Consider the following 26057-nt stretch of genomic DNA (forward strand, 5'->3'; position numbering starts at 1 on the left):
TGTAAGGAGACGTAGCAATGTCACAATATCCCCCAGCACCACAATATCCACAGTCAGGATCACAGTATCCCGCTTATCAGCAACCGCCGCAATATGCGCCGAACGCTTATCAGCAGCCTCCAGCGGCCCCGCAATATGCGCCGAACGCTTATCAGCAGCCGCCGGCTGCACCACCAATGGCACCTGCGGTGGGACCAGCGGGGGCGACGCCACCTGATATCTTGCAGCAGGCGGCTACATATCAGCTGGGCAATCCGTTGCAGGTCTATAAGCCTGCATTCAGCCCGCCAGCTGCGATCGGCATTGCTGTTGGCGTTTCGATACTTGACCTTGTTGTCCTGGTCGCTCTTCTCGCGGCGAGCGGGCGCTTACTCATTTATCTTCTGGTGATCCCGATCCTGATGATTATATTTGCAGTTCGCGCCGTTATGTATGGTAATAAAATTGTCTATACCTTTAACGGAGGGATAATTCAGGCTACTGGTCAGCAGCAGCGAGATGTGGTGCGCTGGGATCAGGTCGAGGCCGTCTGGCAGAGGGTCATCAGAACGCGCTATTACTACTTCTTTTCTAGAATGAGCTATAAGTACACGGTGCGGCGCAATGATGGCACTACTTTCACGTTTAATAATGTGCTCAAAAACGTCGGTGAACTGGGGCAGGTGATCCAGCAGGAGGTAACGCGCCAGCATGCACCCAGAGCGCTTGCTGCCTATAACTCGGGTGCCCCGGTCGTCTTTGGTCCGTTCACGCTGAACATGCAGGGGATCAGCAATGGTCGAGAGCTGTTGCCCTGGAACATGGTCAGAGGAATCAAGATCGATCGCGGCGTTGTGACAATTATGAAAGAGGGTCAGATGTTGCGCTGGGGATCGGCCAGCGTCGAGAATGTCCCCAACTATCGTGTCTTTGTGAGCGTCGCGAATCAGGCATTGCGAGGTTTTGGGAAAGCAGTGGAGTAAATACTTGGAGGCAAGAACATGCTTGCCTCCAATATATTAACGTTTATGAATGCGTTACGATAATGGCGGTAGCAGTTCAGGTGCGACCGGAGGCAATTGCCTGTAGAGATCTGCTCCGGTGACTACTGTCCGCCAACTTTTCGCCGCTTGAAGATCCTCAAGAAAACTGTGCTGTAAATCGACGCCAAGAGCCTGCCACATCAGGCTAATGGCGCGTCGAGCGAAGGCAATATCGTTGCGTGGCTCGATGCGGTCCAGGTCTTCAAAGAAGAAGCCGCAACTGGTAAAGCTGTATTGCAGGTAGTACTGCGCTTCGAGTAACTGTATTGTTCGCTGAGCAAGTTGTGTGTCATCGGGAACGCGCTGCTGTTTGCCGTGACGCCTCCAGAAGCTCTCAGCGCTCTCCCACCCATTGCGCAAGGGGAGGTAGTCGTTGCGAGCTGCCCAGGGATCGTTCAGCGCTTCTTCCGCATGGCGCTCAAACAACTGATGGCTCTGTTCGGCAAGGTTGACCAGAGCCTGATGTAAGAACTTTTTCCAACTGCCATCGCCCTCGGTGCATTCGCAGCCGGTACTCCAGCGGGCCACGCCATGTGCGCAACTCCACGCGCTGGGAACGCGCAATCGCACCTCGCGATGCGCCGGGTGCAAGAGCATATAGCGCTCTAATGAACAGACGGTAAAGCCATATTCAGGTGCTCCGTGACGGATCAGGTACGACAGAAACTTATCGCGCCAGGGCTTATGGTGTCCATACAATTCGCCATCGGTCGCAATCACGATGATCTGTGGCTCCCCTGTTTCGCTTTTGCTCTGCACAACATGATTGGGCAGATAGGAGGCCGCGAAGACATCGGCATTGCTGGTGGTGGTCCAATCAAAGGAGACGCCGCCGGACAGAGGCGCGTTATAGAAGAAAACGGTGATGCTGCGCCCATCTTTTAGCGGCAGGATATATGGTTCGGTCGGGTCGATAGCCTCGGCCGCCTGCCAGGGGGCGAGAACCGTATAGGTAATGCCACATTGGGCCAGGATATCCAGACTCTCCAGGTCAACCGCCGTTTCTGCCAACCACATGCCATGTGCATCATGACCGTAACGATGACGGAAATCTTGCAATCCCCAGAGAATTTGCGTCCACTTGTCACGCGTCGTCGCCAGGGGAAGGATCGTGTGATTGTACGCCTGGGCCAGCGCATTGCCAACGCCATAGCGCGCGCGATGAAGCTGGTCGGCCCGGAGAATCCCCTGATAGACATCGGGATAAGCTTTTTCCAACCAGGCAGCGAGCGTTGGCCCCATATCATAACTGATCGCCTCAAAATTGCCTTCTTCTACATTGGGACGATAACATTCTGAGGTAATTTTTTCATTAAAGTTAGCAAAAGGGGTAGCACCTGGTTCAATAGGAAGGATGTGGGTAAAAGGATCTTCACGCGGTGGCTGATAAAAGTGTCCATGCAAGCAAAGATATGTTGTCCCTGCCGATGGACGGATAGAAAGGTCAGACGATAATGTTTGTTCGATCATGCAACCACCTTTTCCTGGTAGACAGCAAAAACAGCGCCGCGATACCAGAACGAAGTACGATAAGGACGAATCTCATCTATATATAATAACGCATTGGCACCAGATTTTATTACACAGGAGCCAGAGATAGGAAGGACGTAGCTTATAGTCGGACTCGGCCTCTTTAGTTATCGAGGGAACACCTCCTTTTATTACGTTTGGGAGCTTGCTACAGTTTATCTACTACAGCTTATTCTACTAGAGAATACGTATGAGGAGGGGCGAATGGATGCAATCGTGGAAGTGAGCAGCACCTCCACGATTGTCCAGGTTATGCACTCATAATTTGAGCGTGTCCGCCGTGAGCGCTCATGATAAATTCTTCATAAGCTTCGCGCAATTTGGGGTAGCGAAGCAGGAAGAAGCCAGCATACTCTTGCGTCAGAGGATGTGGTTGACGTAACAAGCGCATGTTTACCTCTTTGAGCAAGCGGTTGCCTTTCTTGCCATTGCAGGGTTTGCAGCAAGCTACGAGATTCTCCCAGGTGCTTTGTCCTCCGCGCGAGCGAGGAATGATATGATCGAGGGTCAGTTCGCGGGTGCGTTTGCCGCAATACTGGCAGGTTTCCTCATCGCGCAACAGGATATTGGAGCGCGTGGCTTGCAGGGCAACCCTGGGTACGCGAACATTGGCAAGCAACTGCACAATTACCGGGCGTTCAAGCTCAAGACGGCGAGCCGTGATGCTTTCCTCGATCAAAGTGCGGACCCGTTCATCGACGAAGGTGACTTTCTGTTTAGAAAGAAGCACGATGAGACGGCGTTCAGGGATGACCGAGAGAGGCTGTAATGAGGAATTCAATACAAGAACTGGCATGAAAGTGTCCTTTCCCCTCTGTCAAAGCCGGTAACAGGTGCAGACAGCGAGGAAGAGGAGAGAGAATACAAGGAGCGGAAACGCTCGTTTCTCCCGCTTCTCTGCTTCTACCGCCGCCTGCGACGAACACGTGAGTAAGGATCGTGGAGATATCTTGCATGCCCAGGGGAGGCAGGCCACGAGGAGCCAGCAGGAAGATCTCCATAGACCAGCAGCCGCTTTCCTGGTAAGACAGTACTGGTAAATGGAAGTATCAGATGATGTTCTTGTTGTAAGAGCATCCGACGTTCCTGCATTCGATAACTCCTGGCCTGTAAAAAATGATAGGGTTTCAAACTCAGATGAGATATTCAGCTTTTGGCTGATGTTATCATTATCCTGTCTGATTCCCGTCCTGGTCGGGGTGAGAGGACTTGAACCTCCGACCTCAGCGTCCCGAACGCTGCGCGCTAGCCACCTGCGCTACACCCCGATTGATACCATGCAATGTCTCTTTACAAACGCAAATGCGTTGCAATTGTCCCTACGACGACCACTTGCACTTACTCGTTTGAGCCAGCCAGAGAACGCTCTTCTCTTGATTGAGAGACGCCATCTGTTGGAGCGTAACCACGCTCTACTGTTCTCACGCCTAGTATAGCATAACCAACCAATGTTTGACAATAGGTGTGCAGGGATTTCAGGCAAGTTTTTTGAAATTTCCTCGTTTTGTGACCCTCTTCACAATTCTCAAAATGGATCAGATTAAAGTCCAAAAACCCCGGTGTAGAAACGTTTACCACATACAAGTATTTCTATATGCTTTGCGTCTGATTTGTAAACATTTGGCGCTATACAGATCAGACCTTATGGGTTATATTGCATTATTAAGCATAGCCACTATGATCAACTTTTCTATTGGAGACTTCAGGGAGGACGGAATATGGCTTTACTGGCCTTATTTCCAGTCTTGAATGGGAAAAACACTATGCATGCTGAAAAAAGAGGGGGTTATTATGATGAAGGGTGTACGACCAGAAAGGATTGTTGCAACACTCCTTATCGTTATTGCGTTACTGATCGTTGGTCTGATAGGTGTTTTTATTCGTGAGGGCGCGCTGGATGTCAACCAGACGCAGGCTCAGACAGCACCGATTACAGCTCCTGCTGTAAATGATGGAGCTGCCCCCGCCGCCGCTACTGGCAAAACACGGAATTTTACTTTATATGTACGCAGCACCTGGATTAAGACGCCAGATGGACAAAAGTTCTGGGCCTTTGGTTATACGGATGATCCAAAGGGGCCAGCCAAGATCCCTGGCCCCCCAATTATTGTCGATCAGGGAGACACGGTCAATATCACACTGAACAACGATCAAGATCCAACCAAAACAACGACGAATCCCGAAGGCGACGGACATACCATTCACCTGCATGGACTCGACCTGCCGCCTGCGATGGATGGTGATCCAATGACTGCTCCGGGAGGTCATTCTGTGTTGCCCGGTACAAAATATACTTATCACTTTGTGGCGCAATATGCCGGGACGTACTGGTATCATTGTCATGAAAGTGCGGCTGAGCATATTCAGATGGGTATGTATGGAGCACTGATTATTCGTCCAAAAGGGCAGGCCAATGTTGCATACTCCGGCACACCAAAATTTGATAAAGAATATACCTTTGTCTTGAGCGATATGGATAGCGATATGCACCAGAAGGACTACGATGCTCTGCATACAGGGGGCGGCGTTGATCCTAACTGGACGCAATATAAGCCCAATTACTTTTTTATCAATGGTAAATACTGGCCCGATACAATGGCAGACCCCAATGATAATGTTAACGCGACGGTGGGACAGACCGTGCTGGTGCGTTTGATCAATACCGGCTATGTCGTGCATTCAATTCATACACACGGGTTTCACTTCCTGGTGATTGGCTCTGATGGCCGTAAACTCGACTCACCGTATTATAAAGATACCATCTCAATTGGTCCGGCTGAGCGTTATGATATTATCATGAAACTGGGTATGGCTGGTCGTTTTATGTTCCACGATCATGCGGAGCAGATGAATACCAATAATGGTGAATATCCTGGCGGTATGCTGACGATGATTTCGGTGAACAATCCCGATGGTTCAAATCCTGTACCGATGAAGCAGATGATGGGCGGCTAAACATCTTCACTAATGACTTCAATCGCTCCTAAAGTTGTAGTCGAGCGATTTATCGCGGGGAAGCTTGTTGCACGATCCCCGCGATAAATCGCTCGACTACAACTTTACTTCTCTTTTTGTAATGCGCGTTGAACTACTTGTTCCGCCAGATCGAGCGAGTAGTTCTGACCGCGATCATGCGGGTATACCTGGAACATATTGGCGAGCCATAAGTTCTCAAGCGGCGTCTCAAGCGGAGGAATGTGATCGCGATAGTCGGTGGTCACGATGGGTTGAGCGTACGCTGCTTTGAATGTCCAACTTTCCTGTATCCAGGCAGGATCGAACGCAGGCACGATCCGTTTTAGCGCCGGGAAGTACTCGGCCATTACTTCTTCTTTGCTCATTGTAAAGAGTGGATCGTCCATTGGACGGTAGCTGCCAAGATAGAGCAGGTGGTGTCCACCATATTCGCTCGGTGAGCGGAAGTTGGTATGCTCAAAGAGGCCGGTGAAGGGATAGCCCCGGTCGCAAATGTTGATCCAGTAGCTATCGGTGACAGAACGATCCAGGGCCAGGATCAGGCAGTGCGCGCCATATGCCTGTCCCCATTCGTATTGTGCGCGATAGTCCTGGGGTAGCGCTGGTATGAGGCGGCAGGTGAGGTGCGTTGGGAAGGTTGAGATCACCTGATCGAAGCTCCAGGTGCCCTGGCTGCTCTCGACACGCCAGCGACCGTTCTCCTGCTCAACTTTTTCCACGCGTGTTCCCAGCAGCACTTTGCCGCCTAGCTCGGTGATGCGCTCTACCAATCGCTCATAGAAGAGCTGGAAGCCACCACATAGATAGCCGAGCTGAGTTGTGCGATCATGAAAGCGTGCCCAGAACCAGGGGAGAGCGATCTGATCGTGCAAGGCACCAAATTTGCCGATAAAGAGTGGCTCAAAGAAGTTTTCGTAAGGACGCTGACCGAGCCAGCGGCGCAACCAGGGTCCAGCTGTCTGCCCTTCTAGCAAGGATGGAGGGACCACTTTGAGGAAGGAGAGGACGGCAGCAACGCGCAGGCGTTCATCGATGCGCCAGGGCTTGAAGGTAAGTAGCGTGAGGGGCGAGTCTAGCTGGTGAATCTCTCCACCGATCAGGCTAACGGTGCGGGGGCGCAGCCACTCCAGGCGGTCTCCCAGCCCCAGTTCTTCGATCATCTGGATGATCTTTTTGTCGGAGCGGAAGATATGATGGTAGAACTTTTCCAGCCATGTGCCACCAACTTGAAAGCCGGAGGCAAGACCTCCCGCTATCTTCTCTTGCTCAAATACAATCACTGACTGGCCCGCCTGTGCGAGCCGATAGGCAGCCATGAGGCCCAGCGCTCCGCCGCCCAGGACAGCATACTCCATCGTTCATTCCTTTTATAGCAACTTTTTTGACAGGTGCGTTCATTGTAACATAATGGCGCAGGTAATATGATATGCTCCTGACTTTTACGTCATCGGGTCGTACGTATTCTAGCAGAAGACGAACAGCGGTGAAAGGACGAATGTAACCTGCCAATTTATTGCGTTTTGATTCAAGCTGTTGTAGTCGAGCGATTTATCGCGGTGGTTCCAACCGTGCCACAGGCTGCTTCACCGCGATAAATCGCTCGACTACACCGTACATCACCAAGTTATTTCGTTCATCTTCATCATTGAGTTATAATGGGAAAGAAAATCCTGCCGATAGAGGTTGCCAGCATATGCATTGCCTTCATCTTCTGCGTTGTCCCGTTTGTCATGCTCATCTGGAGCACGAAGGAGCTACTCTGAGATGTGCTCGTTCTCATACCTTCGATATTGCGAGAGAGGGGTACGTCAATCTGTTGCGCAAGAAGCAAGCGGGCGATACAAAGGAGATGGTGCAGGCGCGTCGGAGCTTCCTGGAACGCGGCTTTTATCAACCCCTTGCCGATACGTTGAATACGCTCGTCTCTGCTTATCTCCGTGAGCATGCATCGCCTATCAATGTGCTGGACGCGGGCTGTGGCGAGGGCTATTATCTGGGGCGTTTGCAACAGAGCTTATCTCAACAGGAACAGTTGTGTTTGTTGGGCCTTGATGTAGCGAAAGATGCGATCAGGATGGCTGCCAAACGGTATCCATGCGCAAGTTTTGTGGTGGCGAACCTCAAAGAGCGTCTGGTGATTGCTGACGAGAGCATTCACGTGTTGCTCAATATCTTTGCCCCACGCAATCCTGCTGAGTTTGCGCGCGTTATGATGCCAGCTGGCAGGCTAATTGTGGTGATTCCGGGTGCTGAACATATGGCGCAATTGCGCTCTACGCTCCCTTTATTGCAGATCGAGGAGAACAAACAGCAACACATCGTTGAACAGTTTGCGCCGTATTTTACATTGCTTGAAGCCGTTCCCGTGAGCTATGAACTGGATTTGAAGCGAGAAGAGGTGCAGCAGTTGGTGATGATGACGCCGAACTACTGGCACCTCTCCGACGAGGCAAGAAGGGCTATGAGCACAATTCAATCGTTGAGAACGCAGGTCGCGTTTATCTGCCTCGCCTTTCAGAAAAGCGTTGAGGGATAAGCGATATCGACTATTGGATGCGTAATAGCAGCTTGCCAGTTGTCGCTCTGGATTCGAGGCGGCGATGTGCTTCCGCGGCTTGCTCCAGGGGAAGAACGTCGGTGATGTCGATACGGATATGCTTATTTGCAATCAGTGTAAGCGCATCGCGTGCAGTTTGCGCAACAAGATGAGGAGCGGATTGTGCCAGCTTGCCAATACTGTAGCCCATAATCGCTTTGTTCTCCCTTAAAAACTCGCCCGGATTTTCTGGTAATGTAAACGGCTTATCAACGCTGCCGCCAGTACTGCCAAAGACCACTAGCCGTCCGAATGGAGCAAGCAGCGAGAGGCTCTGGCTACGGATCGGTTCTCCCAGTGCTTCCAGTACGACATCGACGCCGCGCCCATTGGTTATGTCGCGTACATCTTGCAGAAACTCATCATAGAGGAATACATGATCGTAGCCAAACGCTCTGGCATATGCTGCTTTGTTGGGATTGCTGACCGTACCGATCACCTGCCCAGCTCCCAGATGACGTGCGATCTGCCCCGCAATGCTGCCAACGCCGCCGGAGGCTGCATGAACCAGCACTGTTTCTCCCTGTTGGAGACGCGCGGTACGAACCAGCATATCGTAGGCGGTTGGCACGATGATTGGAAAGCCTGCTGCGGTTGTGAGATCGATATCATAGCCGTCCAATGGGAAGGTAAAAGCAGCCTGAGCCAGCGCGATTTCTGCATAGCCACCAACATACGTAAATGCAGCAACCGGCTGACCCACGCGCAATCCCTGGACACCTTCACCCAGGGCTGCGATATGCCCCGATACCTCAAGACCTGGAATAATCGGGAGGTCGCCTGCATCATGTCCTCCCCGCCGCTCCATCGTCTCCGCATAGTTGACACCAGCATAGGCAACGCGAATAGCCACCTGTCCCGGTCCCGGCTGTGGATCGGGCATTTCGCGTACTTTCAATACTTCAGGTCCACCAAATTCGGGAATAACAACTGCTCTCATCTTTTTTCTCCCTTGTTCATACGTCAAGATGTCTTGTCGATAGTTAGCGATGTAATACTTTAAAGGCGATATTATTGCGTCCCTTATCCTGGAAGAGGGCAAGGGTAGCCCAGAGTCGTAATATGTTATCGACCACTTCAATCTGATCAAGGCCGCCCAGCCAGACGGGGTGCAGGCTAATCTCGCCGATAAGTTGCTCAATAATTGTCTGTGTGTCGCCTTCGGGACCACAATAGAAGAGATCGGCCTGAATGCCCTGATAGATGGGATCGGCGAATGCTTCCCAGGCATATGAATTGAAGGCGCGATAGATCTGAGCATGTGGCGCATACGTTTGTAGCGTAGCCAGGCTATTCAGCGGTTCTTGAGCGCTCCATTTGCCCTCGGCAGCTGTTTTCCCTTTCGTCAACTGATTTGTGGCATCGATAATAAGCTTATGATCCAACAACTGCGCATGAGTGCGAACAAGTTCCTCTACTGTATGGCCCGGAGTGGCAAGCAGGACGATATCGCCTTTTGCCAGGCTTTCCGCAGGGGAGCCGATAAAAACGCTCGCGCTTGACTCTTCCCGTAACCGTTGCGCCCGCTCCGATGCCGGATCTTTCACCCCGAAAGCAACGTTATGTCCGGCCTTCGTCCACTTGCTCCCTAACGTGCTACCAATCGGCCCCGCGCCCAGAATGGCAATACGAAATGATGACATTATATGCTCTCTTTCCTGTTTTATATTTTTTATCTCAAAAATGATTTATACTTTACAAATCCGTTGATGTTGTTAAGTATAAAGGGGAAACTTTCATCTTGTAAGGAGGAACCGGAAAGTGTTATAGTTACCTCATGGAAACCTTCAAAAAAGTTGAAGAGCCGATCATTCGGCCAGATTGCCGCACGCGCCGGGGACTGGAGCTGATCGCTGATCAGTGGACAATGCTCGTTGTTGTGGCGCTGGGAGAGGACACAAAGCGGTTTAGCTGGTTGCACGCGCATATCGTGGGGATCTCGAAAAAAATGCTGACGCAGACGTTGCGCGGATTGGAGCGCAACGGTCTGGTGAAGCGCGTCGTCTATCCAGTTATCCCGCCGATGGTGGAGTATTCGCTAACACCTTTAGGGCGCACGCTGAGCAAGCCAATCTTGGCACTACGCGATTGGTCAGAAGAATACATAGAAGAGGTTGAGCAAGCGCGCGCCGAGTATGACCAGCAAGATAGAAACTCGCTTCAGGACGAGATTATCGCGCTGGTTCAGCAACGGGCAGATATGCCGCCAAACGCTCGCTCATGAAAAAATCAGCCCGATATTGTTACATATCGGGCTGAAGGCTTTTAGTGAGTGACTTCCTGGCCTGGCGTCCAGCGTAGATTGGGTTTGCGAGCCGCCAGCGCCTGATCGAGGCGGCCAATGACCGTTGTATGCGGTGCCGTTTTGACGATCTCCGGGTTGGTGCTGGCCTCCTCTGCAATCTGATGCATGACGCTGATAAAGTAGTCCAGCGTTTCGCGCGTCTCCGTCTCGGTTGGCTCGATCATCATCGCTTCACGCACGATCAGCGGGAAGTAGATGGTTGGCGCGTACATGCCAAAGTCGAGCAGACGCTTGGCGATATCGGTAGCTGTGACATTATGCTCATCTTTCTGCCGTTGCGCTGTTGCCACAAACTCGTGTTGGCATATCTGGGGGAAGGCGATGTCGTAATCGGATGCCAACCCATGCTTGAGGTAGTTCGCGTTGAGAATGGCGCTCTCCGCCACCTGACGCAGCCCAGTGGGACCGTTGCTCCGAATGTAGGTGTAAGCACGGACCAGCACACCAAAGTTGCCCTTATTTGCGCGCACCTTGCCTATTGATTGCGGCCCTGGACCGGCCCAATAATAGTGTCCTTGCTCGTTTTTCGCTGGCAATGGACCGGGCAAGAAGGGAACCAGATGCGCTTTGACACCGATAGGACCGGAGCCGGGACCGCCACCACCATGTGGTGTGCTGCACGTTTTATGCAGGTTGAAATGGACGACATCGAAGCCCATATCCCCAGGACGCGTGATGCCAAGCACTGCGTTAGCGTTCGCGCCGTCGTAGTATAACTGTCCCCCGGTTTTGTGAACCTGACGAGCGATCTCCAGAATATTTTCGTCGAAGAGGCCTAGCGTATTTGGGTTGGTGAGCATAATGGCGGCAACGTTGGAGGCGTAGTTTTCCAGCAAGGTATGCAGATGATCAAGATCGATGCCGCCGGTCGCTGGATTGGTCTTGACTTCGACGACCTTGTAATCGGCGAGCGTAGAACTGGCGGGATTGGTGCCATGTGCATTGTCTGGGATCAGCACGAGGTTGCGATGTCCCTCGCCCCGGCTCTGATGATAGGCTTTGATTAGCATCAGCCCGGTCAACTCGCCATGCGCCCCCGCTGAAGGTTGTAGCGTGACGCGGGTCATCCCGGCGATTTCGGCTAGGTATTGTTCCAGTTCGTAGGTCAGTTGGATCGCACCCTGAGCTGTGCTGTCGGGCTGCAAGGGATGGATATGAGCAAAGCCGGGCAGCGCGGCCATATCCTCGTTGATCTTGGGGTTATATTTCATGGTGCAGGAGCCGAGCGGATAAAAGCCAGTATCGACGCCAAAGTTGCGCTGCGAGAGATGCGTATAGTGGCGCACAACTTCGATCTCGCTGACCTCTGGAAGCGGCGCTGGCTCGGCGCGCAAGAGATGAGCTGGTACAAGATCTTCGAGCGATTCTGTGGGAACATCCATCGTAGGCATCGAGGCGGCGCGGCGTCCTGGTGCTCCCTTTTCAAAAATTAAAGTCTCAACACTCATGCCTGCACCTCCTTCAAGACGCTGACCAGATAATCGATATCCTCTTTTGTTCGGGTTTCTGTGACGCAGAACAGCATCGCGTTTGGCAGATCGGGATAGTATTCATCCAGAGGAAGCCCTCCAATGATATCGGCCTGCTCAAACAGCTTTTGCAGTCTATCGGTTGAAACAGGCAATTGAATAACGAATTCGTTAAAGAAGGGGGCACTGGAAATGGCCTTGAAGCCGGGAATGGCTGTGATCTGACGGAAGGCGTAGTGCGCTTTTTGTAGGCAAAGTTCGCCCAGTTCACGGAAGCCCTGTTTGCCCAGCGTTGCCATATAGATCGTTGCGCCAACGGCCAGGAGCGACTGGTTCGTGCAGATATTTGAGGTGGCACGTTCGCGACGGATATGTTGTTCGCGCGTCTGCAAGGTCAGGACGTAGCCGGTCTGCTTTTTCTCGCCCTCTTCCACCGTCTGTCCTACCAGGCGACCGGGTAGGAGGCGCATAAATTTCTGCTTAGCGGCCATAAAGCCGAGTGCGGGAGCACCATAGCTCATTGTATTGCCAAAGTTCATCAGCTCGCCAACGGCGATATCGGCGTTATAAGCGGACGGTGGGGCCAGGATGCCCAGCGAGGCCGGTTCGGTGATGGTCGTAATCAGGAGCGACTTGCCTTTGTGTGCGATTGGCTCGATGGCGTGAACATCTTCAATGCAGCCAAAGAAGTTCGGTTGCTGGATCACTACGGCGGCTGTTTGTGCGCTGATGGCCCCTTCCAGGGCCGTTAACGAGGTCACGCCGTTCTCGGTTGGGATCTCCTTGATGTTGAAGCCGCGAGCGAAGGCGTAGGTATGCAGGACACGGCGATATTGGGGATCGACGGCGGAGGAGATGACGATCTCGCCGCGTCCGCCTGGACCGAGGGCCATAAAGACTGCCTCCACCAGCGCCGTTGAGCCATCATAGAGCGAGGCGTTGGCGACATCCAGTCCGGTGATCTGACACACCATCGTCTGAAACTCGTAGATGGTTTGCAGCATGCCCTGGCTGACCTCTGGTTGGTAGGGCGTGTACGAGGTTACGAACTCCGAGCGGCTCTGCAAGTGAGGGACAACGCTGGGAATAGCATGGTCATAGGTGCCTGCTCCGAGAAACGAGATAGTTGTGTCGAGATTTTTGTTTTTCGCCGCCATTCTGCTTATCAAGCGTCTCAGGTCCGGCTCGGGCAGAGCCGGAGGAAGGTTCAAGGGACGGTCGAGACGGACATCTGCTGGTACGGGTGAGAGCAAGTCATCGATAGACGAGAGGCCCATCTGTTCCAGCATCGCCTGCTGTTCTTCTGGTGTATTGGGTACATAGCTCATAACAAGGAACTCCCCGTGTTGCTCCCCTGAAACTTGAGTGAACAAGGTTGGCACAGAAGGGGAGCGTGATGTAACTAGAAAATAGCATGACTCCCGCAATAGTGGTGTTACCAGATCGGGTAACTCTGCACATCATCGGGGAACCATGCTATGTTGTCATACGTAGTGATCTCTTGCATTATATCGCGTAGACCCTCTCACAAGCAAACCAGCATCGCCTCGTTGCAATAGTACTACATGCTGGATGGCGGCGAGGGGGAAGACAGGCAGGTGTCCTATCTTCTAGCGACCCTCAAGATATTTCAAATATTCCTCAGCACTCATCAGCTTATCGAGCTGAGAGGGATCGGAGAGCTTGACGGCGAACATCCAGCCCTCACCATAGGGATAGTCGTTGACCAGTTCGGGGGTATCCTTGAGCGCCTCGTTCACTCTGGTCACTTCGCCGCTGACCGGAGAGAGCAGTTCGGAGGTAGCTTTCACCGATTCGACATCACCGAACTTGGAGTCGAGTTCGATTGTTTTTCCGACATCTGTTGCCAGTTCGATATAGACGATATCTCCCAACTGATCCTGTGCGTAATCGGTAATGCCAATGACGGCCTCGTCGCCCTCGATCCGCACCCATTCATCGGATTTGCTGTATTTGAGGTTTGTTGGATGATCTAAGCTTGCCATGTGTGTATCTCCATTGTATGAAATGAAATAAGGACGTTATTTTGCTCGTTGATAAAACGGCAGAGCGACGATCTCGGCTGCCACACGTTTGCCGCGAATGTCGATCTGAACGTGGTTACCGACCTTTGCGTGCGCAGCTTTGACATAGCCCATGCCAATATCAAGGCGTGTGGACGGGCTACGTGTGCCGCTGGTAAGTGTACCAACCTGTTGATCTCCTTCATAAATAGCATAGCCGCCGCGTGGAATGCCGCGCTCGATCATGGTGATGCCGATCAACAGGCGCTCCGGTCCCGCCTCTTTGACTTTGAGCAGAGCATCGCGACCGATAAAATCGCCTTTTTTGAGCTTCACGGTCCAGCCCAGGTGTGCTTCGAGCGGGTTCGTCTGGCGGTCGAGTTCGTGATCGTAGAGGCAATAACCAGCTTCCAACCGCAGCGTATCGCGTGCTCCCAGGCCAGCCGGGAGCAGACCGTGAGGCTTGCCGGCTTTCAACAGATCATTCCACAACTTGACCACATCGACGGGAGCGCAATACAACTCAAAGCCATCTTCGCCAGTATACCCGGTGCGCGAAATGAGGCAATTGATGCCATCGACCAGTCCAGGCGCGCAATGATAGTACTGAATAGCGGAGAGATCAACCTCTGTAAAGGGCTGCAAGATTGCCTGAGCTATCGGCCCCTGGAGGGCAAGCAGGGCTGTTGTATCCGATTGGTCGATGATGGTGAGATGTTGAAAACGCTGTGCCTGTTCCTGTATCCACTCCAGATCGCTGGCGATATTGGCGGCATTGACGACCAGCATGTAGTGGTTTTCGGCAATATAATAGATGAGCAGGTCGTCAATGGTGTTGCCATTGGGCAGGCAGAGCTGCGTATAGAGTGCCTGATGGAGGGTGAGCCGTGAGACATCGTTGGGGACGAGATATTGCAAGAAGGCCAGAGCATCGCTTCCCTGGATCTTAAACTCTCCCATGTGGCTCACATCGAAGAGACCGGCGTGGGTGCGCACGGTCTGATGCTCCTCGATAATGCCGCTATATTGTACAGGCATTTCCCAGCCGCCAAACTCCACGAGACGTGCGCCGAGAGCGCGATGTTGCTCATAGAGAGGGGTACGTTTTAAAGAGGTGGTGGCGCTGTCATGTGTTGTCATACACAAACTCCCGTTTTCGTGGTAGCTCTGGTATAGCTTGCTGGCACCGTCTAACGTCTCTAGTGTACTCTCCTTTTGACTGAATGGCAAGGTGGCGCTATGATAGCTGTTAGATAATAAGCGAGATGAACTTTTACGTTTTTTGAGGTAGATTATGATACAACACACGCCTTCTTTGCTCAGAGCTATTTGGACGGTTCCGGTGTGGCGAGATGACTTGCTTGCGACGTTTATACACTGGGTGCAGGATGGGAAGTCCAGGCGGGATGTGCAGCCTGAGTTGAAGGGGTTGATTGAAGTTGAGTTGACTAAATATGTCCCATCCTTCGCGCATGATGTCGATCTGGCACAGGTGAATTGGGATCAAATAACAGAATTTTTCTGCCTCAGTTTTTATAAATGGCATGCGAGCAGATCGTTGCTAAGTATTCCTCCTGATGAGATATGGGAGGAACTGTCGGACGCGCAAACATGGGGGCCGCTTTCGTTCCATCCTCAGCAGGAGAATGCTATCAGTCTGACCGTTCCGATTCCATTTCTCCCTGTTATGATTTTTATCTATTATATATTCATTTTATTCTATCTAATACTTGCCATCACGAAAATTCCCATAAATCTATTGAAACGTTTGTTTTTATCTGTTATATTGTATAGCAAAGATGGGTGCGTTATAGTAGCATTGTACTAGTTTTTAAACATCTATTTTTGATGGAACTATCGTTGCATAGTATTTGCAGGTGGCATGATGGGAAATATCATTAAGTTACCAATTCTCAAAACTGATAACAAGTCAGTTGGCGAGCGCTCAGAAGTCATTATTATGGCCCGTTTATATGAGATGGGTTATCAAGTCTTTATACCTCTTGGGGAAAACCAGCGTTATGACTTGATCATTGAAGATGACGATGAGTGCCTTTATCGTATTCAGTGTAAGACTGGGCGGCTTTCGTGTGGATCTATAGCTTTTAACACAGCTAGCACCTATTTTCATCACAATAAGGGTAGCAGAAGAGATTATCGAGGTCAGATCGACTACTTTGCCGTTTATTCTCCTGATATCAGGAAGGTGTATCTCGTTCCAGTGGATCATGTAGGAATAACCGAGGGCCAGTTACGTTTGGAGCCATCGAAAAACAATCAGGAGAAGCATATAAGGTGGGCGAAGGATTATGAAGTGTGACAGTGCCAGTGTAAGATAACATTGTAACAAAAAATCCGCCTTAGAGTTGCTATGGCGGATTTTTATGGGAGCCGATGGTCGGATTCGAACCGACGGCCAGCGGTTTACAAAACCGCTGCTCTGCCACTGAGCTACATCGGCTTGCTAAGATTTCTAATCAGATTTATTTGATTAGAAATCAGCGTATCTTGACGCGAATAATTATACTGCTCTGCCTCTCTACTGTCAAGCATTTTCTTATCGGGCAATAACCAATTAGCGGCTCTTTTTTACTCAAACCTGGTGGCAGCCCCTCTATTACCAAGGGCTAATAGTGTTGCGAATCCTCTAAGTACAATTTAATTGAATCGGGACCGGTGTACGAAACTACATGGCGCTCTCTGCCGTGTTGTATCTTGTATTCGTTTAACACACGCTGAAACGCATCGCCTGACGAATGGTGAGGAGGGTATATATATGCAATCGCTACAACAACAACCAAACACACATAACCCTTCCCCGGAGAAGATCATTCTCGTGGTGGAAGATGATGATAGTATCGGCTCTATGCTCCTCGAAGCCCTCTCTCAAGAGACACCCTATAAACCGGTGTGGGTGAGCGATGGTTTCCAGGCATTACAGGCCGTTCGCTCGACAAAACCTGATCTGTTCATTACAGATTATCGACTTCCAAACATGAATGGCATCGAGCTGTATGATCGTTTACGTGGTACGCACAATTTTGATAATACACCAGCCATCATTATGAGCGCCTACTTGCCAGAAGATGAGGTGAGGAAGCGAAGGCTGATCGGCCTGAACAAACCTTTCGAGATAGATGAGTTTTTAGAGACGATTGAAAAGCTCATTCCGTAATGCCTCTAATCTAGGAAGAAGCGGCTTTTAATTCCATGTAAAGGTCGTGGAGGTTCCGCTATCGTTCCATTTTCTCTGCTGATGTGATAAGCTACTAGGCGAATAGTGCCGGTATACTGGCACTATTCGCTCTGTTATTGCGCTTCTATCTCTGAGTGAAGAGAGAAATATAGGAACTCATTTATGCATATCCTGGCAGGGATCATCAGTGTCATCGCTATTCTCGCGGTGTTGCAGGACAGCTTTGAAACAATCATCCTTCCCCGACGCGTGGCACGCAAGTTTCGGCTGGCACGCTTGTTTTATAGCGGCAGCTGGCTTGTCTGGTCTGCCATTGCCAAAAAGATCAACTCAAGTAATCGACGCGAGTATTTTTTGAGCTTCTACGGCCCGCTCTCGCTGATCTGGCTGCTGGCTCTGTGGGCTGGTATCCTGGTTGCGTCCTTTGCGATACTCCAATGGGCTTTCGAGTCTGTCCTCAAAGCGCCGGAAGTTGTCTCAACCTTCGGTACCTACCTCTATATGAGCGGCACAACCTTCTTTACGCTGGGATATGGAGATGTTGTACCTCTTACGGCCCCTGGTCGCATCTGTGCGGTGCTTGAGGCCGGGTTGGGATTCGCTTTTCTGGCAATTATCATCGGTTATGTGCCGGTCATCTATCAGGCATTTTCACGGCGCGAGGCCAATATCACCTTGCTCGATGCACGCGCTGGCTCGCCTCCCAGTGCATCAGAGTTTTTGCGACGCCATGTGCGCGATCATCAGACGAACGAGCTGATAGAGTTTTTGCAGGGCTGGGAACACTGGGCCTCAGAGTTTCTGGAGGCCCACATCTCATATCCCGTCCTGGCTTATTATCGCTCGCAGCACGACCGCCTCTCCTGGCTGGCAACCCTCACTGTGCTGCTGGATATCTGTGCTCTGCTGATGACCAACATTGAAGGCGTCTCCTCGCGGACCGCAAAATTTACCTTTGCCCTGGCCCGTCATGCCGTTGTTGATATCGCGCAGATCTACGATGCTGCCCCTATTCCCCCGCCATCGGAGCGACTCTCAACCGAAGATTTTCATCGGCTGATTATCTTAATGGAAACGCTAGGGTTGCACTTTGCGGATGAGCAACTGGCCGAGATACGGCTGAGCCAGTTGCGCAATATGTATGAGCCGTATGTCAATGCATTATCGCACTACTTTCTGCTTCCTTTGCCGGAATGGGTGCCTACAGAAGAGACTATCGACGATTGGCAGACCAGCGCGTGGGATCATTTCGCGCTGACCACGCAGCGACCCGTTGCGCGTTTGTAATCAGTTCTTTACGCTTTACCTGCTCCCGTTTCGACATAGGGTGCATCGAGGCGTTTCAGCTGGCTTGAGATTTGCTCAAGCAGCGAGAGCGCCATATTATCCCAGAGTAGCAAGAAGTAGAGGCTGCGCAGAAAGTTTTTCATGTTGCTGGCACGCCTCCATGTGGAAACATTGGGATCGCGCACCACGAAGCAGCTATCTAGCCAGTGGCTCAAAAAATCGTCGTCCACCTCTTTGCAGGCGATAATATGATACGCGACAGTAGCTAGGCGCATATCTTCTTCGTGATAAAGCGGTGTCGTCACTTTCGCCAGATCTCTCAGCAACTCCAAGATTTGCTGGTGATCTCTGGTGGAGTGACGAGGGTTCTGTGCGCAGACATCAAGCGCATCGGCCAGGTGAGCCATTGCATGCGCCCAGCCCTTGCCCTTGATATAGCCGCGCCAGTCCTTCTCTTCCCGCGCATAGAGCAGTAGATCCGTCTTTGTCTGCTGCACAACCTGTTCCGGAAGGATCTGCTCTTTGGCATCGACATACAGGATGGCGGCGACGATAAGGTTGGAGAAACTGCGCATAAAAACCGTATCGTTTTCTGTTTCGCCAATGTGGTAAAAAAGATGGTCGCGATCCAGAGCAAGTGAGAGAAGATCGGTTAACTGCTGTTTCGTCAGCTTGTTCTTATCGATAATGCCGCTTGCCAGGATCATATAGCTCAATTCGTCGCGTAATTCTTCGTCAGTGGATGAAAAGTTCGTCATAAGTGCCTTCGCAAAGCTGAAGGCATCCGTATTTTGGGGTATGGCATAGTTATTTTTAGCAAAAGAACGTAAAAATGCTTTGTCTGTCACCTGTTCGCTAATAGTCTGCACAACGAGCCTCCTTGATGGTTATTCTGTAGCCAGCCACAGAACTGTTACCAGTTAATTACGAATTGAGTCCATTGTTTTGAGACAATTTGTTCCCGCTCGGCTTTCTGATAATGAGCAGGAGTGGGATAGGCTTTGATATGGAGCCGGGCGATAGTTGGGCGTTTGGCTTCTTGCCACGCTGCAAGTTGCCTCTGGAGCTGGTGAGCCAGAGTATGCTGTGGATCTGTGCCAAAGCAGCGTATCTTAAGCGAGAATTTTTGTTGTTGGGCTGCTATCTCTGATGCCGCGCTCTGCTCACCCTCTTTTAGAAACAAGCAAAGGCTTTGCTCGTTCACCAGCCCAATAGTGATATGCATGGACGTTTGGCCGGAGGAGTGTAATAGCATCGGCATAATGTTGGGATTGACTATGCTTCCTTGCGCCACCAGCAGGCAAGAGTTTGGTTCGTGAACTGCCAACCAGAGGCCCAATCCTTGCAAAACATCCTGTTGAGTTATGTCTATTGACGTGCTCAATTCTTCATAGGAATGGCTGGCCAGCCATTCAGCAAGCGTCGCTGCTTCTACTGGAATGGCAGTGGATGTGTTCAGAACGAGAGCATTGGGGATAGGTTGTAGCTCGATGGCGTGAGTCTCTTCTGCTAGAGCGCCGCGTAGCGTGACAAATCGGCAATAGCTGACAGAGACGCTTTCGAGATGATCTTCAACCGGCTTGAATGCTGCGGAGACCTGGGCATCGCGCAACGAAAGCGGCAAAAGGAGTCGCCCATCAGGTTTGAGTTGTTTGCGCCAGGCGGGAGCGATATCGGCGGCGTTAACAGTGAGGATGATACGATCATAGGGTGCGGCATCAGCATATCCGGCGAACCCATCGGCACAATGGACTTGAACGTGTCCATAGCCAGCTGTTTGCAGATGGGCGCGAGCGCTTTCGACGATATCCTCGTCGATATCAATGGTCACGACCTGCCCACGCTTGCCGACGATACGAGCCATCAATGCTGCGTTATAGCCCGTGCCAGCCCCTATCTCCAGCACGCGCTGACCGGGCTGCAAATCAAGTTGTTGCAGCATAATTGCCATCATCGTAGGCTGAGAGGAGGAGCTCACGACTCGCTCCTGTAACGATTTCGTCGCGATTGCCTGATCGCGATAGACCTCCTCCGGCGGGCTGTCGGGCAGAAAAAGATGGCGCGGCACCGCACGGAAGGCTGCCTCAATGCTTCTAGAGGCGAGGTGGCCGCTGCTTTTCATCTGATCAACGAGCTGTTGATGCAGCGACCTGATCTTCTGTTTGCTGGATAACGACCTGTGAGAGTTCATAGCCTCCATGCTTTATGGGAGTTCCCGTAGATGCCAGTCGGTCAATTGTTGATAAGCGTGCGCAATGCGTAGAACGGTAGCCTCTTCAAAAGGCTTGCCTGCGACCTGTAAACCGATGGGCAGACCATCAGGGTTGAAGCCGCAAGGGAAAGAGACTGCGGGCAGTCCCGACAGATTAAAGGGCATATTTAAACGTAGATAAGCTGGAGCTGACTCTTCGGTGACGCCATCGACTATGATAGGTTTACCCGTCTGTTCCAGTGGAATAGCAGGAATGGGCAGCGTTGGCAGAACGAAGGCATCAACGCGCTGCATAATGTTGCGCAGGCTGCTTGAAAAGATACGCCGCTCCTGGAGCGCCTGCAAATAATCAACGGCTGAGATCTGCTGACCTTCGCCGAGCCGGGTGCGCACGATATCGCTGTACAGGTCTGCTTTGTCGGGGAACCAGCCTCGTTGTATATGGGCGAGCGATGCCTCTGGTTTCTGAATCGTGCGGTATAGATCCATTGTTGGCCGTGGCAGTTCCACATCGATTAGAATGGCCCCGCTTTCCTCAAAAACGTGCAGTGCAGCTTTCCAGGCAGCACGCACCTCTGGATCAAGCGGATCAACAAAGGCATCCTGTGGTACGCCAAGCCGCAAACCTTGCAGCGAGAGCGGGCCGCGTCCTTCAGGACCGTTGATAAGCGAGGACGTATAGCGATTCGGCGATGTTGGCGGGCCGGAAACGCTATTAGGATCGCGCGGATCATAGGCCGCGATGGCATCGAAGATAATCGCGCAATCTTCCGCGCTTCTGGCGATTGGCCCGACATGATCGAGGGACCAGCTCAAGGGGATTACGCCATAGCAACTCACGCGTCCATAGGTTGGCTTGAGGCCGGTCATGCCGCAGCAGGCCGAGGGAATGCGAATAGAGCCGCCTGTATCGGTGCCGATGGCTCCCAGGCACATCCCTGCGGCGACGGCCGCCGCCGAACCTCCGCTCGATCCGCCGGTTGTGCGTGTGCGGTCCCAGGGATTGTGCGTAGGAGGGGAAAATGGCCCGTAGGCGAATTCATAGGTCCAGGTTTTACCGATAATGATGGCTCCATTTTTGCGTAGCTGCTCTACTACCATCGCATCTTCCTGCGAAATATTGTCGGCCAGCACCTTTGAGCCAGCTGTGTTGCGTACCCCTTTGGCAGAAATAAGGTCTTTGATCGCTATTGGGATACCGTGCAACTGACTGCGATAGAGGCCGGTGCGCATCTCAAGTTCGGCCTGTTCCGCATCTTTGAGCGCCTGATCGCGCATCAACGTTACGAACGCCTGGATCTGGCCCTCCATTTCATCGATGCGCTCAAAGGTCTCTAAGACCAGTTCGGTAGGGGTAATCAGCCCCGAGTGGACCTCTTCGGCGGTTTCGCGTATGGACGTGTAAGGCATAGCTCTCTATCCTGTTCTCGCATAGTCTTGTCGTCAAGAGAAATACAGCATGATCTCTATTGTATCAGGTTGGTGTCCCGGTACAATGATACAGTTCACATTTTATAGCGATAAATACGCGTTAACGTACTTATGATCGTACTTTTGCCAATGCGCGGACAGGGAAGGTTCCAGCTCCTTTGAACTTTGGTGGCAAGGCGCTAAAGGTAAAGCCCTCTTCGGGAACCTGACCCAGATTGCACATGTGCTCCACGATCAGTACTTCGGCACCAAGCAGCGTGGAATGGACGGGTCGCGTGCCGGTTCTGGTGTCGTCGATATTCACGGAATCGATGCCGACGAGCGCGACGCCACACTCGACGAGATATTGAGCCGCATCTTCGGTCAGGTGTGGGTGATGTTCAAAATACTGCTCGGTATTCCAATAGGCATCCCAGCCGGTATGCACCAGGACGGCACGCCCCCGTAGTTCTTTGTTGCGGAAGAAGTCGGCGTTGATCACAAACATCTCTTTATGAGGAACGCGAATAACGATGCCCTCCAGGTCTGCCAGCCGTTCTACGCCAACTTGTGAGAGATCCTTACCGTGTGCGTAGCGGTGGAAGGGACAATCGAGATAGGTGCCCGTATTTGTGACCATCTCGATTTTGCCAATCTGGAACTCGGTTCCGGGCGCGTATTGCTTTTTCGATTCCTCGCGGCTTAAATAGTCGCAAATGATGGGTGCTGGCAACCCTTTATACGTCACCAATCCCTGCTCAATAGTGTGGCTCAAGTCGATCAGTTTCTCGCTGCCGCCCTGAGTGCTGGTTAGACGTTTATGTTTTTCCTCAAGGATGGTTTTGTTGTGAATATGGACTTTGCCGACCATCAGCAGCCGTAGATCGCGGACAATGTAATCGGCGAGCTGCTGATCGGTGATATCGTCGCCAGGGATATCCAGGCGAAAGCCCTGACCCTGTATGCCGCCACTATTGGTGAACTCGATTTCAAAGTCGAACTGGACTCGTTTCTCCATAATAATGCTCCTCCCCTGATAGCTTTTCTTCAAGTATATGGGGAGGACGGACTCCATGTAAAGGCATGAGGTGTTCTCAAGCGCCATTACCATTGCCAGATCTTGACGTTCTGATAGTTGACGCTGGTTGCCTCGCCGAAATCGACGGCCATAAAGCCAAAGTAGCCGCCTCCGGTATAGGTATCGCTGGCATGTCCCAGATAGTGGCCGTTGACATAGAGGTAGACCTCTTTATCCTCCACAGCCATCAGCAGTGTATTGGTCTGTGCTCCCCATTTGATCGATGTGTTCGTCGAGGAAATAAGCGTTGTCTGCCCATTAGCCAGATCGAAGGTGCCGTCGGAGCCGACCCGGAAGCGCAGACCTCTACTACCGACGCCGCGTCCGATCAGGCCGCCGCCATTGCCCTTTATAATCGTCATATCCGCCTGATACGCGAAATTGTGTCCAACAAGGGTGTTACTGGCGCACGGAAGAAATGTGTTTGTCGCTCTTACATTGATTGTATAAGACGCTTCCTGATAACCACAACTCGCGTGATTCCCCTGGATTGTCTGCCACTGCTCGGTATCGGTCGTGGTAAATTGCGCGGTCAGGTCGGGAACCAGGGTAGTAACGCTGCGATAGATTTGCTCTGGCGTCTTGTTCTGAAGGGTGAAGACATTGCCGTGATCGTTCTGGTACTCGGCCCACAATTGATCGAGCGTCTGTCCGGTAAGCTGCACAAAGCTGGCAGGCGTGTACTTATTGGCTTGCAAGATGCGATTGAGTCGATCTACGATGTCGTGGCGCTTGTTTTGAGAGATCCAGAAAAGGAAGCGTGAACCTGTGTCGTAGGGATCAGAAGTGTAGGTGGTATCGGGAATATATTTGGAGGCCGAGCGAAACGTCTCCTCGCGGCGCGGCCCGTAGAGCTGGCTGGAATAGTTTGCAATGGCCTCAGTGAGCCAGACTACATAGGTTGGATAGCTTTGCACAACATGGGTTAGCTCGTGCGTCAGCATGCCCGGATCATAGGGATTTGCGTGAGCATAATCAAGGTCAACCTTGATTAGATTGCCTGACAGCGTTTCTGCCGGGTTTCCCAGGTTCTTTTCAAATTGTAACGTGACTGTCGTTGGCGCTTTTTGGGGATCGGCAGACCAGCGTTTCACCAGTTGTGGATAGGCGATGGTAAATTCTTGCTGCTCATTTGCAACAAAGGTGTTTAAAGTCGAATCTGCCCCCTGGATCTGCAAGTGATAGGTTTCTCTGGGACTTGATGTAATTGGGGTTGCTGAATGGTTTGCCCCGGTGCCTGTAGGGGTTGGAGTTGGATGGTGGGAAGCCGAGTCGGGCTGTGTTGGTAGGCAAGAAGAGAGAATGGTAGACAGAAATACCAACACAAAAAGTGCTAGAAACAATCTTTTCATGAACATATACCTCTTTATTGATAAACGAACGAGAGGTGTGAGTTTCTGCGGATCGTAAATTTGTTAGAATTTACAACTTATGCATATAGGCTGATTTGGAAAGCTTGCGACTCGCGTTTATCAAGAATGTGCGTTGAAAATGCTTATTTCTTATTTTGCATGAAAAGATTATGGATAATAAGGGGGATGCAGACCCAATAAGTAGTTTATTAGCTAAGGATGAAATTAAGCTGCTACTGGTACAAGTATATCATACCCCTCAGCAGGCCGATAGAGTACCCTACTTGCTCTTATCTACTTGCTAATGCACTATTCTTCAGGAGAAGGTGCCTTCTTTTGAGTATCCCTGAAATGCTTATGATAGTCCCTATTGCCAACTCACCAAAAATATGGTAAGCTCTACTACTGGAATATGCTTGCCAGACCATGTGCCCATACGCCCTCGTGGGGGTACGTCGATCCTCCTCCGCATATCTCCGTGTTTGTTGTTTGCTTTCATTTTTTCTACCTATGAGGTATCAGACAATGCCCTACGAGATGGGTGAATATTACAAGCGTGCCAACGACTACGACCTGGAATATCAGGGCCAGTCGGAGCAGGATGTACCGTTCTGGAAAGAGTTGGTGATGCGCTATACGCCTTGCCATGTGCTGGAACTGGCCTGCGGCAGTGGACGCATCGGGATGGAGTTGTTGAAGGGTCCGGGCGATTTCTTGCTGGATGGGCTGGATATCGAGCCAGAGATGCTCAAAGCCTATCTGCGTAAAGTCTCACAGGAATCCCCCGAGATCCAGCAGCGCGTGAAGTTGCTCGAAGGCGATATGTGCGACTACCAACTTCCCTCCAAAGGCGATTACGACCTGATCTTTCTCCCCTTCAATTCTATCTGTCACCTGTATGAGCTTGAACAACAATTAGAGACTTTCAGAAATACCTGGGAGCATCTCGCCCCCAATGGCCACTTTGTGGTCGATACCTTCCTCCCCGATATCGATTACCTGAGCGATGCACTCAACCGTCCCTCCAATGTCTATCTCGAAGATGAGATCGAAGATCCCGACGACGAATTTACGATGTTACTTTATACCAGCCGCAAATTCGATCCCTATGAACAGTTGCAGCATATCGTCTGGACGCATGAGAAGTTCTTCCACGAGAGCGGAGAAAATGAGCGCTATCTCACTAAACTCGATATGCACGTCTTCTTCCCTCGCGAACTGCAAATGCTCTTTCTGGCGACCGGCTTCAGCATCGATGCCATCTATGGGAGCTATGATTGGAAGCCCTTCGGCAGAGGCACGCGACAGATTGTGGTTGGACGCAAACCAAATGTATGAATAATGCGATAATGAGCTTTTACAGCCAAATCAGACTCCTTTCGTAGTGGAGCGATTTATCGCGTTGGGTCGGCATCACGGGCGCTTCCACCAACGCGATAAATCGCTCCACTACGAAATGCACATATCAAATATGTAACAATATGCTCTCAAAAGAGCGAGAGGAGCTTGAAAAGGACGCTTTGTAGTGTCCCGATCAGGCTCTTCTCGCTCTTTAAGCAGATGCAGGCGAGTTTATGGGAACCAGTTGACGCTGTTCATG

At 51.4% G+C, this 26057-nt stretch carries 24 protein-coding genes, 2 tRNA genes and 1 pseudogene; 10 read left to right on the forward strand and 17 right to left on the reverse strand.

The genetic code is table 11. From position 1 onward, the window contains the following. Window positions 1-17 precede the first annotated feature (17 nt). Window positions 18-962, forward strand: coding sequence for a DUF6585 family protein (locus K3T83_RS20555; protein ID WP_220204814.1), 945 nt, complete (start codon window positions 18-20; stop codon window positions 960-962). A 54-nt stretch (window positions 963-1016) separates the two neighbouring features. On the opposite strand, the gene K3T83_RS20560 is transcribed toward K3T83_RS20555, so the two are convergent. The 4 genes from K3T83_RS20560 to K3T83_RS20575 form a co-directional block, all read right to left on the reverse strand. Continuing rightward, window positions 1017-2492 carry a DUF3536 domain-containing protein gene (locus tag K3T83_RS20560; RefSeq protein WP_220204815.1) on the reverse strand — a complete coding sequence of 492 codons (1476 nt, stop codon included), beginning with the start codon at window positions 2490-2492 and terminating at the stop codon, window positions 1017-1019. Between the two features lie 310 nt (window positions 2493-2802). Then, complete coding sequence (locus tag K3T83_RS20565; protein ID WP_220204816.1) at window positions 2803-3348, reverse strand: HNH endonuclease; 546 nt, start codon at window positions 3346-3348, stop codon at window positions 2803-2805. 107 nt (window positions 3349-3455) lie between these two features. Continuing rightward, the gene (locus K3T83_RS20570) at window positions 3456-3644 is read right to left on the reverse strand and encodes a hypothetical protein (RefSeq protein ID WP_220204817.1); all 189 of its coding nucleotides are present in this window, start codon (window positions 3642-3644) and stop codon (window positions 3456-3458) included. Window positions 3645-3743: 99 nt separating this feature from the next. Then, window positions 3744-3820: transfer RNA gene (locus K3T83_RS20575), tRNA-Pro, on the reverse strand. A gap of 523 nt (window positions 3821-4343) precedes the next feature. Between K3T83_RS20575 and K3T83_RS20580 the strand changes: the two genes are divergently transcribed. Then, the gene (locus K3T83_RS20580) at window positions 4344-5507 is read left to right on the forward strand and encodes a multicopper oxidase family protein (RefSeq protein ID WP_220204818.1); all 1164 of its coding nucleotides are present in this window, start codon (window positions 4344-4346) and stop codon (window positions 5505-5507) included. A gap of 104 nt (window positions 5508-5611) precedes the next feature. On the opposite strand, the gene K3T83_RS20585 is transcribed toward K3T83_RS20580, so the two are convergent. Beyond that, on the reverse strand, window positions 5612-6883 hold the full coding sequence (locus K3T83_RS20585; protein ID WP_220204819.1) for an NAD(P)/FAD-dependent oxidoreductase: 1272 nt from the start codon (window positions 6881-6883) through the stop codon (window positions 5612-5614). Window positions 6884-7221: 338 nt separating this feature from the next. Between K3T83_RS20585 and K3T83_RS57940 the strand changes: the two are divergent. Beyond that, window positions 7222-7335 (forward strand): annotated as a pseudogene (locus K3T83_RS57940) (putative RNA methyltransferase); the annotation flags it as partial. 9 nt (window positions 7336-7344) lie between these two features. After that, complete coding sequence (locus K3T83_RS20590) at window positions 7345-8064, forward strand: methyltransferase domain-containing protein (RefSeq protein ID WP_220204820.1); 720 nt, start codon at window positions 7345-7347, stop codon at window positions 8062-8064. Window positions 8065-8074: 10 nt separating this feature from the next. Here K3T83_RS20590 and K3T83_RS20595 read toward each other — a convergent pair whose 3' ends face one another. Together K3T83_RS20595 and K3T83_RS20600 are read right to left on the reverse strand one after the other, a co-directional pair. Next, window positions 8075-9064 (reverse strand): quinone oxidoreductase family protein, encoded by a 990-nt coding sequence (locus K3T83_RS20595; protein WP_220204821.1) that lies wholly within the window; start codon window positions 9062-9064, stop codon window positions 8075-8077. A 43-nt stretch (window positions 9065-9107) separates the two neighbouring features. Beyond that, a complete protein-coding gene (locus K3T83_RS20600; protein WP_220204822.1) occupies window positions 9108-9767 on the reverse strand; it encodes an NADPH-dependent F420 reductase in 660 nt (219 codons plus the stop codon). Between the two features lie 134 nt (window positions 9768-9901). Between K3T83_RS20600 and K3T83_RS20605 the strand changes: the two genes are divergently transcribed. Beyond that, window positions 9902-10348 carry a winged helix-turn-helix transcriptional regulator gene (locus K3T83_RS20605; protein ID WP_220204823.1) on the forward strand — a complete coding sequence of 149 codons (447 nt, stop codon included), beginning with the start codon at window positions 9902-9904 and terminating at the stop codon, window positions 10346-10348. A gap of 41 nt (window positions 10349-10389) precedes the next feature. On the opposite strand, the gene gcvPB is transcribed toward K3T83_RS20605, so the two are convergent. From gcvPB to gcvT, 4 genes are all read right to left on the reverse strand, one after another. Beyond that, on the reverse strand, window positions 10390-11877 hold the full coding sequence (gene gcvPB / locus K3T83_RS20610) for an aminomethyl-transferring glycine dehydrogenase subunit GcvPB (protein ID WP_220204824.1): 1488 nt from the start codon (window positions 11875-11877) through the stop codon (window positions 10390-10392). Continuing rightward, the gene (gcvPA, locus tag K3T83_RS20615; protein ID WP_220204825.1) at window positions 11874-13226 is read right to left on the reverse strand and encodes an aminomethyl-transferring glycine dehydrogenase subunit GcvPA; all 1353 of its coding nucleotides are present in this window, start codon (window positions 13224-13226) and stop codon (window positions 11874-11876) included. The genes gcvPB and gcvPA overlap by 4 nt, the downstream gene beginning before the upstream one ends. A 282-nt stretch (window positions 13227-13508) precedes the next feature. After that, entirely contained in the window at window positions 13509-13904 is a 396-nt protein-coding gene (gcvH, locus tag K3T83_RS20620) for a glycine cleavage system protein GcvH (protein ID WP_220204826.1), read from the reverse strand. Window positions 13905-13940: 36 nt separating this feature from the next. Beyond that, complete coding sequence (gene gcvT / locus K3T83_RS20625; RefSeq protein WP_220204827.1) at window positions 13941-15062, reverse strand: glycine cleavage system aminomethyltransferase GcvT; 1122 nt, start codon at window positions 15060-15062, stop codon at window positions 13941-13943. Window positions 15063-15216: 154 nt separating this feature from the next. Between gcvT and K3T83_RS20630 the strand changes: the two genes are divergently transcribed. Together K3T83_RS20630 and K3T83_RS20635 are read left to right on the forward strand one after the other, a co-directional pair. Then, window positions 15217-15750 carry a hypothetical protein gene (locus tag K3T83_RS20630; RefSeq protein WP_220204828.1) on the forward strand — a complete coding sequence of 178 codons (534 nt, stop codon included), beginning with the start codon at window positions 15217-15219 and terminating at the stop codon, window positions 15748-15750. Window positions 15751-15804: 54 nt separating this feature from the next. Continuing rightward, window positions 15805-16242: a group I intron-associated PD-(D/E)XK endonuclease gene (locus tag K3T83_RS20635; RefSeq protein ID WP_220204829.1), complete on the forward strand. Its 438-nt coding sequence runs from the start codon at window positions 15805-15807 to the stop codon at window positions 16240-16242. A gap of 69 nt (window positions 16243-16311) precedes the next feature. Here K3T83_RS20635 and K3T83_RS20640 read toward each other — a convergent pair. Continuing rightward, a tRNA-Thr gene (locus tag K3T83_RS20640) sits at window positions 16312-16383 on the reverse strand. 315 nt (window positions 16384-16698) lie between these two features. On the opposite strand from K3T83_RS20640, the gene K3T83_RS20645 reads away from it, so the two are divergent. Together K3T83_RS20645 and K3T83_RS20650 are read left to right on the forward strand one after the other, a co-directional pair. After that, window positions 16699-17097, forward strand: coding sequence for a response regulator (locus tag K3T83_RS20645; RefSeq protein WP_220204830.1), 399 nt, complete (start codon window positions 16699-16701; stop codon window positions 17095-17097). Window positions 17098-17280: 183 nt separating this feature from the next. After that, window positions 17281-18405: a potassium channel family protein gene (locus K3T83_RS20650; RefSeq protein ID WP_220204831.1), complete on the forward strand. Its 1125-nt coding sequence runs from the start codon at window positions 17281-17283 to the stop codon at window positions 18403-18405. A gap of 8 nt (window positions 18406-18413) precedes the next feature. Here the strand turns inward: K3T83_RS20650 and K3T83_RS20655 are convergent, their stop codons facing one another. The 5 genes from K3T83_RS20655 to K3T83_RS20675 all read right to left on the reverse strand — a co-directional run bounded on the left by K3T83_RS20655 (window position 18414) and on the right by K3T83_RS20675 (window position 24457). Beyond that, window positions 18414-19274: a DUF2785 domain-containing protein gene (locus K3T83_RS20655; protein ID WP_220204832.1), complete on the reverse strand. Its 861-nt coding sequence runs from the start codon at window positions 19272-19274 to the stop codon at window positions 18414-18416. A 44-nt stretch (window positions 19275-19318) separates the two neighbouring features. Continuing rightward, entirely contained in the window at window positions 19319-20596 is a 1278-nt protein-coding gene (gene fxlM / locus K3T83_RS20660) for a methyltransferase, FxLD system (RefSeq protein ID WP_220204833.1), read from the reverse strand. 12 nt (window positions 20597-20608) lie between these two features. Further along, entirely contained in the window at window positions 20609-22027 is a 1419-nt protein-coding gene (locus tag K3T83_RS20665; RefSeq protein WP_220204834.1) for an amidase, read from the reverse strand. A gap of 130 nt (window positions 22028-22157) precedes the next feature. Next, window positions 22158-23045 carry a cyclase family protein gene (locus tag K3T83_RS20670; RefSeq protein ID WP_220204835.1) on the reverse strand — a complete coding sequence of 296 codons (888 nt, stop codon included), beginning with the start codon at window positions 23043-23045 and terminating at the stop codon, window positions 22158-22160. Window positions 23046-23131: 86 nt separating this feature from the next. Further along, window positions 23132-24457 carry a basic secretory protein-like protein gene (locus tag K3T83_RS20675; RefSeq protein WP_220204836.1) on the reverse strand — a complete coding sequence of 442 codons (1326 nt, stop codon included), beginning with the start codon at window positions 24455-24457 and terminating at the stop codon, window positions 23132-23134. A gap of 525 nt (window positions 24458-24982) precedes the next feature. On the opposite strand from K3T83_RS20675, the gene K3T83_RS20680 reads away from it, so the two are divergent. Then, entirely contained in the window at window positions 24983-25795 is an 813-nt protein-coding gene (locus K3T83_RS20680) for a class I SAM-dependent methyltransferase (RefSeq protein ID WP_220204837.1), read from the forward strand. Window positions 25796-26057 lie beyond the last annotated feature (262 nt).

The organism is Reticulibacter mediterranei (assembly GCF_016587455.1).

What these genes read in the sequence shown, in the direction of transcription:
- K3T83_RS20555 (WP_220204814.1), top strand. Translation starts at nt 18, where the DNA reads ATGTCACAATATCCCCCAGCACCACAATATCCACAGTCAGGATCACAG.
- K3T83_RS20560 (WP_220204815.1), bottom strand. Translation starts at nt 2,492, where the DNA reads ATGATCGAACAAACATTATCGTCTGACCTTTCTATCCGTCCATCGGCA.
- K3T83_RS20565 (WP_220204816.1), bottom strand. Translation starts at nt 3,348, where the DNA reads ATGCCAGTTCTTGTATTGAATTCCTCATTACAGCCTCTCTCGGTCATC.
- K3T83_RS20570 (WP_220204817.1), bottom strand. Translation starts at nt 3,644, where the DNA reads ATGCAGGAACGTCGGATGCTCTTACAACAAGAACATCATCTGATACTT.
- K3T83_RS20580 (WP_220204818.1), top strand. Translation starts at nt 4,344, where the DNA reads ATGATGAAGGGTGTACGACCAGAAAGGATTGTTGCAACACTCCTTATC.
- K3T83_RS20585 (WP_220204819.1), bottom strand. Translation starts at nt 6,883, where the DNA reads ATGGAGTATGCTGTCCTGGGCGGCGGAGCGCTGGGCCTCATGGCTGCC.
- K3T83_RS20595 (WP_220204821.1), bottom strand. Translation starts at nt 9,064, where the DNA reads ATGAGAGCAGTTGTTATTCCCGAATTTGGTGGACCTGAAGTATTGAAA.
- K3T83_RS20600 (WP_220204822.1), bottom strand. Translation starts at nt 9,767, where the DNA reads ATGTCATCATTTCGTATTGCCATTCTGGGCGCGGGGCCGATTGGTAGC.
- K3T83_RS20605 (WP_220204823.1), top strand. Translation starts at nt 9,902, where the DNA reads ATGGAAACCTTCAAAAAAGTTGAAGAGCCGATCATTCGGCCAGATTGC.
- gcvPB (WP_220204824.1), bottom strand. Translation starts at nt 11,877, where the DNA reads ATGAGTGTTGAGACTTTAATTTTTGAAAAGGGAGCACCAGGACGCCGC.
- gcvPA (WP_220204825.1), bottom strand. Translation starts at nt 13,226, where the DNA reads ATGAGCTATGTACCCAATACACCAGAAGAACAGCAGGCGATGCTGGAA.
- gcvH (WP_220204826.1), bottom strand. Translation starts at nt 13,904, where the DNA reads ATGGCAAGCTTAGATCATCCAACAAACCTCAAATACAGCAAATCCGAT.
- gcvT (WP_220204827.1), bottom strand. Translation starts at nt 15,062, where the DNA reads ATGACAACACATGACAGCGCCACCACCTCTTTAAAACGTACCCCTCTC.
- K3T83_RS20630 (WP_220204828.1), top strand. Translation starts at nt 15,217, where the DNA reads ATGATACAACACACGCCTTCTTTGCTCAGAGCTATTTGGACGGTTCCG.
- K3T83_RS20635 (WP_220204829.1), top strand. Translation starts at nt 15,805, where the DNA reads ATGATGGGAAATATCATTAAGTTACCAATTCTCAAAACTGATAACAAG.
- K3T83_RS20645 (WP_220204830.1), top strand. Translation starts at nt 16,699, where the DNA reads ATGCAATCGCTACAACAACAACCAAACACACATAACCCTTCCCCGGAG.
- K3T83_RS20650 (WP_220204831.1), top strand. Translation starts at nt 17,281, where the DNA reads ATGCATATCCTGGCAGGGATCATCAGTGTCATCGCTATTCTCGCGGTG.
- fxlM (WP_220204833.1), bottom strand. Translation starts at nt 20,596, where the DNA reads ATGAACTCTCACAGGTCGTTATCCAGCAAACAGAAGATCAGGTCGCTG.
- K3T83_RS20665 (WP_220204834.1), bottom strand. Translation starts at nt 22,027, where the DNA reads ATGCCTTACACGTCCATACGCGAAACCGCCGAAGAGGTCCACTCGGGG.
- K3T83_RS20670 (WP_220204835.1), bottom strand. Translation starts at nt 23,045, where the DNA reads ATGGAGAAACGAGTCCAGTTCGACTTTGAAATCGAGTTCACCAATAGT.
- K3T83_RS20675 (WP_220204836.1), bottom strand. Translation starts at nt 24,457, where the DNA reads ATGAAAAGATTGTTTCTAGCACTTTTTGTGTTGGTATTTCTGTCTACC.
- K3T83_RS20680 (WP_220204837.1), top strand. Translation starts at nt 24,983, where the DNA reads ATGCCCTACGAGATGGGTGAATATTACAAGCGTGCCAACGACTACGAC.